The sequence below is a fragment of the Streptomyces sp. SPB074 genome (assembly GCF_000154905.1).
Taxonomy (GTDB): domain Bacteria; phylum Actinomycetota; class Actinomycetes; order Streptomycetales; family Streptomycetaceae; genus Streptomyces.
The window spans coordinates 6,437,679-6,443,748 of the sequence record NZ_GG770539.1; the positions used below are offsets into that span (position 1 = coordinate 6,437,679).

Below are 6,070 nucleotides of genomic sequence, written 5' to 3' on the forward strand. Positions count from 1 at the left end.
CAACGCGTCCTCGGACGCGCCCGTCGCGCGTTCCCGCTCATCCGTGTAGAGCGAGCCGCCCGACCACTCCGGGTCGGTCGGCAGCGGGTCGCTCGGGGCGCCGGGCACCGAAGCGGAGGACCAGCGGGTGGCCACGTCCGCCTCCCGCACCCGCTGGAGCGCGAGGCGCAGCGTCGTGTCGAAGGGCACCGGGCGGCCGGGCCCGTCGGGCACGTACCGGGCGATGTCGTGCTCCGCGCAGACGACCTCGTGCCGCAGCGACTCGGCCAGCGGCCGGGCGAGCCCGCGCGGCACCGGCGTGACGAGGCCGATCCAGCGCGAGGACAGGTGCGGCGTGAGCACGGGGACCGGCACGATGACGCGCTTGCGCAGCCCGGCGACCTCCGCGTACCGGTCCATCATGTCGCGGTACGTCATGACGTCCGGCCCGCCGATGTCGAAGTCCCTGTCGACGTTCTCGGGCAGTTCGGCCGCGCCCACGAGGTAGCGCAGCACGTCCCGCACCCCGATCGGCTGCACCCGTGTGCTCACCCAGCTCGGTGTCACCATGACCGGCAGCCGCTCGGTCAGGTAGCGCAGCATCTCGAAGGAGGCCGAACCGGAGCCGATCACGACGGCGGCGCGCAGCACCGCCGTGGGCGTCGGCCCCGCCCGCAGGACGCGGCCCACCTCGGCCCGCGAGCGCAGGTGCGGCGACAGCTCCCGCTCGGGGACCCCGGCCGGGGTCAGTCCGCCGAGGTAGACGAGGCGTCGCAGCCCCGCCTCGCCCGCGGCGGCGGAGAAGTTGCGCGCCGCCTCGCGGTCCGTCTCCTCGAAGCCCGGACCCGAGGCCAGCGCGTGCACGAGGTAGTAGCCGACGTCCATGCCGTCCATCGCGGCCCGCGAGGACTCCGGGTCCGTGACATCGCCCTTGACGATCTCGACCCGGTCCGTCCACGGGTAGTCACGCAGTTTCTCGGGTGTACGGGCGAGCGCGCGCACGCTGTGCCCCGCTTCGAGCAGCTCCGGCACCAGCCGGCCGCCGATGTACCCGCTCGCCCCGGTCACCAGACAACGCACCACGGCCTCCCTCGGAACGACGTTCTTCCCACCATCGCACCGGCGGCCGGGGAACGCGCGCTCGCGGACCGCACCCGGTCACGGGGCGCGCGGGGCGCCCCGTGACCGGCCGCCGGGCTCAGTCGGTGATCTCCGTGTGCCCCGTGCGCCGCGAAGAAGGCACGCCGTCACCCGTACGGGCCCCGGCACCCTCCGCGTCCGCGCGCTCCGCGCCGTCCGCGGCTGCCGCGTCCGTCCCCGCGCCGCCCGTCGCCCGGCGCAGCAGCGCCGTCAGGTCCACCCCCGTCGTGGAGGTGAGCAGTTCGAGGCCCTGCACGACGTTGTTCGCGACCGCGCGCGGGAGCTGGCCCGCGCCGTCGGTGGAGATGACCGTGAGCTTGTCGACCGCGCCCAGCGGCTCCGACGCCTTGGCGACGACCTGCGGAAGCACCTCCACCAGCATCTGGAGCACCGCCGCGTCCCCGTACCGCGCGAAGGCGTCCGCCTTCTTGTGCATCGCGTCGGCCTCGGCGGCCCCGCGCGCCAGGATCGCCGCCGCGTCCGCCTCGCCCTCCAGGCGCACCGCGTCCGCGAGGGCCGCGCGGTGCTCCTTCTCGCCCGTACCGGTGAGGCGGGCGCGCTGCGCGTCGGCCTCGGCCTGCTTGACGAGCGTGATGCGCTGGGCCTCGGCCTCCTGCTCCGCGCGGTAGCGGGCCGCGTCGGCGGGCTTGCGGACCTGCGTGTCCAGTTCGCGGTCGGTGAGTGCGGCCTGCCGCTCGGCGACCTTCTCCTGCTCGGTCAGCACCTCCTGGTTGCGCGCCGCCTGCGCGAGCGGACCGGCCGCCGCCGCGCGCGCCGCCGCCTCGTCCGTCTCGGCCTTGATCTCGGCCTGCTTGAGCGCGAAGGTCCGCTCCGCGATCGCGATCTCCTCGGCCGCCTTGAGCCTGGCCTGCTCCGAGGCGCGCCGCGCCACGGCCTCCGCGATGTCCGCCTCCTGCCGGGCGCGGGCCGCCTCGGGCCGCCCGAGGTCCTCCAGGTAGGAGCCCTCGGTCGTGATGTCCTGGATCTGGAAGGCGTCGAGCACGAGCCCCTGCCCCGACAGGCTCGCCTCCGCCTCCTCGGCGACCTGCCCGGCGAAGGCCGCGCGGTCCCGGATGATGTCCTCGACCGACATGCGGCCCACGATGGAGCGCAGCGCCCCCGAGAGCACCTCCTGCGTGAAGCCGACGATGCCGCCCTGCTGCATCAGGAAGCGCTGCGCGGCGGCGCGGATCGAGTCCTCGGTGCCGCCGACCTTGACGATCGCGACGCCGTCCAGGTTCGCCTTGACACCGCGCAGCGTGACCGCGCCGCGCACCGCGACCGGGATGTGCCGCGAGGACAGCTCCAGCGTGAACCGCTGCTGGACGAACGGGACGACGAAGACCCCGCCGCCCACCACCACTTTCTGGCCGCTGTTGTCCGTGAAGATCCGTCCGGTCTCCGGGTCCGTGCGCGATGTGCCGCGCCGTCCCGTCACGATGAACGCCTCGCTCGGCCCCGCGACCTTGTACCGCGTGACGACCACCAGGGCCACCAGGACGGCCAGGACCACGATGCCGCTGACGGAGAGCACCACTGGGCTCATCCGCTCCACCCCCTCTTCGCCCCCGCCGCGCGGGGATCGCTTCTGTGCCTTGTACGAGTCGTGCGGGACCGGCGGGCGGCGGGCGCCCGGCTCAGCGTTCGACGGGGCGTACGCGCACGGCCGTGGCCGAGAGCGCTTCCTCGACCCACACCTCGGCGCCGCGCGGCACCGCCGCGGCGCTGCGCGCCGCGTACTTCACCGGCTGTCCGCCGAGCGAGAGCAGTACCTCGCCGAAGCCCTCCGCCGGGATCGCGGTGACCACCGCGCCCGCGGTGCCGACGAGGTCCGCGCCGCACGGCGTCACCGCCGTCGAGCCGCCCATCAGGGCGCGCGTGAGGCGCCAGGTCAGCCACCCGGCCGCGAGCCCGGCGGCGAGGCCGGTCCCCGCCGCCGCGCCCGTGCCCAGGTCCGTCGTGGCGAGCGTGAGGGCACCGGCGAAGCCGAGCATCGACACCGTCGCGGCGACGACGGGCAGCGAGAACAGCCCGTCGAGCAGCCCGTCCAGGAAGGACACCCCGTCGAAGAGCCCTTCCAGCAGCCCATCCAGGACGAGCGACAGCGCGAGCACCGCGAGTCCCGCGACCCCGGCCACCAGGAACCAGGTCATGGCGCCCCCCTTTCCCCGTCACGCGTTCCGCCGGGGCCGCACGGCCCCGGGCGGGTCCCGAGCCTCCCACCGCGCCCGGCGTCCCCGCACTGCCGTGTTCCGGCAGTGTTGACGGCCGGTTCCCTGCGGCTTCGGGGCGCGGAACCACCCGCACGGGTGGCCGGGCGAACACACGGAGCGGCGCGGCGCGGCGGCTGCCGGGCGCGGGGACGGGCGCGCGGTGCTCCCGGCGCGGGCGGGGTGCGTCAAGGCGCCGGGTACGGCCCGCCGGGGGCGGCGCGGCCGGTCGTACGATGCGGTCATGACTGTGCACGATGTGGAAATCAGCTCCCTCCAGGGCGGACCCGCCCGGCTCGACCAGTACCGGGGCACGACCGTCCTGGTCGTCAACGTCGCCTCGCGCTGCGGGCTCACCCCCCAGTACGAGGGCCTGGAACGGCTCCAGGAGACCTACCGCGACCGCGGCTTCACGGTGCTCGGCGTGCCCTGCAACCAGTTCATGGGCCAGGAGCCGGGCAGCGCCGAGGAGATCGCCGAGTTCTGCTCGGCCACGTACGGCGTCAGCTTCCCGATGACCGAGAAGACCGACGTGAACGGCGAGAACCGGCACCCGCTGTACCGCGAACTCGTCGACGTGGCCGACGCGGAGGGCCACAGCGGTGACATCCGCTGGAACTTCGAGAAGTTCCTCGTCGGCCCCGACGGAGCCGTCGTCGCCCGCTTCGCCCCGCCCACCGAGCCCGAGGCGCCCGAGGTCGTCGCGGCGATCGAGAAGACCCTCACCCCCGCCTGAACCGCCGCGCGTGGCGGCCCCGCCCTTCGGGCCCGCCACGCGCCGGGCCGCCGCTCACCGCTCCCGTGCCGCCGCCCCCTCCAGCTCGGCCCGCAACTCCCGCACCTGCTCGCGCAGTTCCGTCACCCGCTCGTACCGTTCCAGCAGGTACTCCGCCTTCGTGCAGAGCGTCCACGGGTCGACCGGCTTCGTCAGCAGGTCCGCGGCGCCCAGCTCGCGCGCCCGCTCCGCGAGGGCGCGTTCCCTGCCGAGCCCTGTGACCAGGACGACGGGGATGTCCTGCGCCCGGTCGACGCCCCGCATGTAGCGGGCCACCTCCAGGCCGCCCGTCCCCGGCATCACCACGTCGAGCAGGACGAGGCCGACCCCGCCGCGCAGGACGCACTTCAGCGCCTCCTCGCCGCTGTGTGCCCGCAGCACGGGCCGCCCGAGCGGCGCGAGCACGCTCTCCAGGGCGAACAACGTGTCCGGGTGGTCGTCGACCAGGAGGATCGCGGTCTCCGCGGGCATCTCTCGTCCCTCCTCGTGGCGTGCCAGCATATGCCCGGCGGCTAGACCGGCACCCGTACGTGATCAGCCACCTTTGGCCAGGGGCCGGGAACCGGCCGCCATGCTCCCGCGCACCGCCCCACCGGTGTCCGCCCCGCGGGAGGACGCCCCGCGCCGGAGACCGCCCGCCGCCGCACGCCCGGACATACGTTCAGGCGGGACCACCCGTGACGACCGACCACCGGAGCACACCATGCCCGCTCGCCACTCCGACTCCGGCCACTCCGACTCCGGCCACTCCGACTCCGGCCACCCCGACTCCGGCCACTCCGCCGCCGGTCCTCCGGCCGCTGGCCGGGACGCGCGCGAAGAGGTGACCGAGATGACCGAAGCCGAACTCCCGCGCGTCATGCGGCTGCGGGCCCGCGCCTGGGCCGCCGCCTACGACGGTCTCGTGCCCGCCGCATACCTCGGCGCCATGGACCCCGAGGCGGACGCCCGTGATCGCGCCGCGTGGTTCCGGGAGAGCCGCGGGCGCGTCACGGACCTGCTCGCGCGCGATGCCCGCGGGGAACTGCTCGGCTGGGCCTCCTTCGGGCTGCCCCGGCCCGGCGAGGGGCCCGCCGGGGAACTGTTCGCGCTCTACGCCGCTCCCGAGCGGATCGGCACGGGCGTCGGGCGGGCTCTCGTCACGGAGGTGCACACCCGCGTCGCCGGGCCCGTCGCGCTGTGGGTGCTCGAAGGCAACCACCGTGCCCGCCGCTTCTACGAGCGCGCCGGCTACCGCGCCGACGGCCGTCACCGCCCCGACGACTACCGCGCCTGGGGCGGGCCCGTCCTCAGGGAGCTGCGGTACGTACGGGACTGACCGGCGCCGGGCCCGCCCAGCGCCGTTCGCCGTCCCGCGCCGAGCCGTCCGGCCGCAGCCCGAGCGCGTGCGCGACCGCCTCCGAGGCGGCGTGCTCCGGGTGGACGTACGCCGTCAGCCGCCGTACCCCCGCCGCCGCCGCGAGCCGATCGGCGAGCGCCCGCGCCGCCGCCTTCGCGAGCCCCCGCCCCTGCCACGCGGTCCCCACGACCCACGCCAGCTCCGCCTCCTCCCCGCGCCGCCCCGTCGCCTGCACGTACCCGGCGAAGGCGCCGCCCTCCTCCGTGCGCACGAGGAGGTTGACCCACGCGACTCCGGGCTCGCCGGGCCCTGCGAGCTGCCGTGCGTATCGCGCGGCCAGCGCCTCGGCGCCGGGCGGCTCACCACCCGTGAAGCGGTACAGGGCCGGGTCGGCGAGCACGGCGGCCATCGCGGGGGCGTGCCGGACGTCGAGCGGGACGAGGCTGAAGGGCGGGGGAGCGGAGGAGGGGCGTGAGGGGGCGGCGCGCATGGGGCGCATTCTTTCTCGCTGGGCCATCCGGGCGATAGCCGGTTTTCCCCGGCGAAGTGGGGGCACGCGAGTGTCACGAAGCACCAGGAACCCGTCAACGCGGGGGTGAAGCGATGAGCCGGTGCAGAGTCCGAGGG

At 75.4% G+C, this 6,070-nt stretch carries 7 protein-coding genes; 2 read left to right on the top strand and 5 right to left on the bottom strand.

Annotation, left to right across the window (positions count from 1 at the left end; translation table 11 throughout):
- The 3 genes from SSBG_RS27500 to SSBG_RS27510 all read right to left on the bottom strand — a co-directional run.
- On the bottom strand, positions 1–1,062 hold a 1,062-nt coding region (locus SSBG_RS27500), incomplete at its 3' end, for an NAD(P)H-binding protein (RefSeq protein ID WP_037870767.1).
- Between the two features lie 115 nt (positions 1,063–1,177).
- Positions 1,178–2,665: a flotillin family protein gene (locus SSBG_RS27505; RefSeq protein ID WP_037872049.1), complete on the bottom strand. Its 1,488-nt coding sequence runs from the start codon at positions 2,663–2,665 to the stop codon at positions 1,178–1,180.
- A gap of 91 nt (positions 2,666–2,756) precedes the next feature.
- On the bottom strand, positions 2,757–3,272 hold the full coding sequence (locus tag SSBG_RS27510; protein WP_008749318.1) for a hypothetical protein: 516 nt from the start codon (positions 3,270–3,272) through the stop codon (positions 2,757–2,759).
- A gap of 301 nt (positions 3,273–3,573) precedes the next feature.
- On the opposite strand from SSBG_RS27510, the gene SSBG_RS27515 reads away from it, so the two are divergent.
- Positions 3,574–4,065, top strand: a complete 492-nt coding sequence (locus tag SSBG_RS27515) for a glutathione peroxidase (protein ID WP_008749319.1) — start codon at positions 3,574–3,576, stop codon at positions 4,063–4,065.
- 54 nt (positions 4,066–4,119) lie between these two features.
- Here the strand turns inward: SSBG_RS27515 and SSBG_RS27520 are convergent, their stop codons facing one another.
- Positions 4,120–4,575, bottom strand: a complete 456-nt coding sequence (locus SSBG_RS27520) for a response regulator (protein ID WP_037870769.1) — start codon at positions 4,573–4,575, stop codon at positions 4,120–4,122.
- A 232-nt stretch (positions 4,576–4,807) separates the two neighbouring features.
- Between SSBG_RS27520 and SSBG_RS27525 the strand changes: the two genes are divergently transcribed.
- A complete protein-coding gene (locus SSBG_RS27525) occupies positions 4,808–5,422 on the top strand; it encodes a GNAT family N-acetyltransferase (RefSeq protein WP_008749321.1) in 615 nt (204 codons plus the stop codon).
- Here the strand turns inward: SSBG_RS27525 and SSBG_RS27530 are convergent.
- A complete protein-coding gene (locus SSBG_RS27530) occupies positions 5,394–5,933 on the bottom strand; it encodes a GNAT family N-acetyltransferase (protein WP_008749322.1) in 540 nt (179 codons plus the stop codon). The genes SSBG_RS27525 and SSBG_RS27530 overlap by 29 nt on opposite strands.
- Positions 5,934–6,070 lie beyond the last annotated feature (137 nt).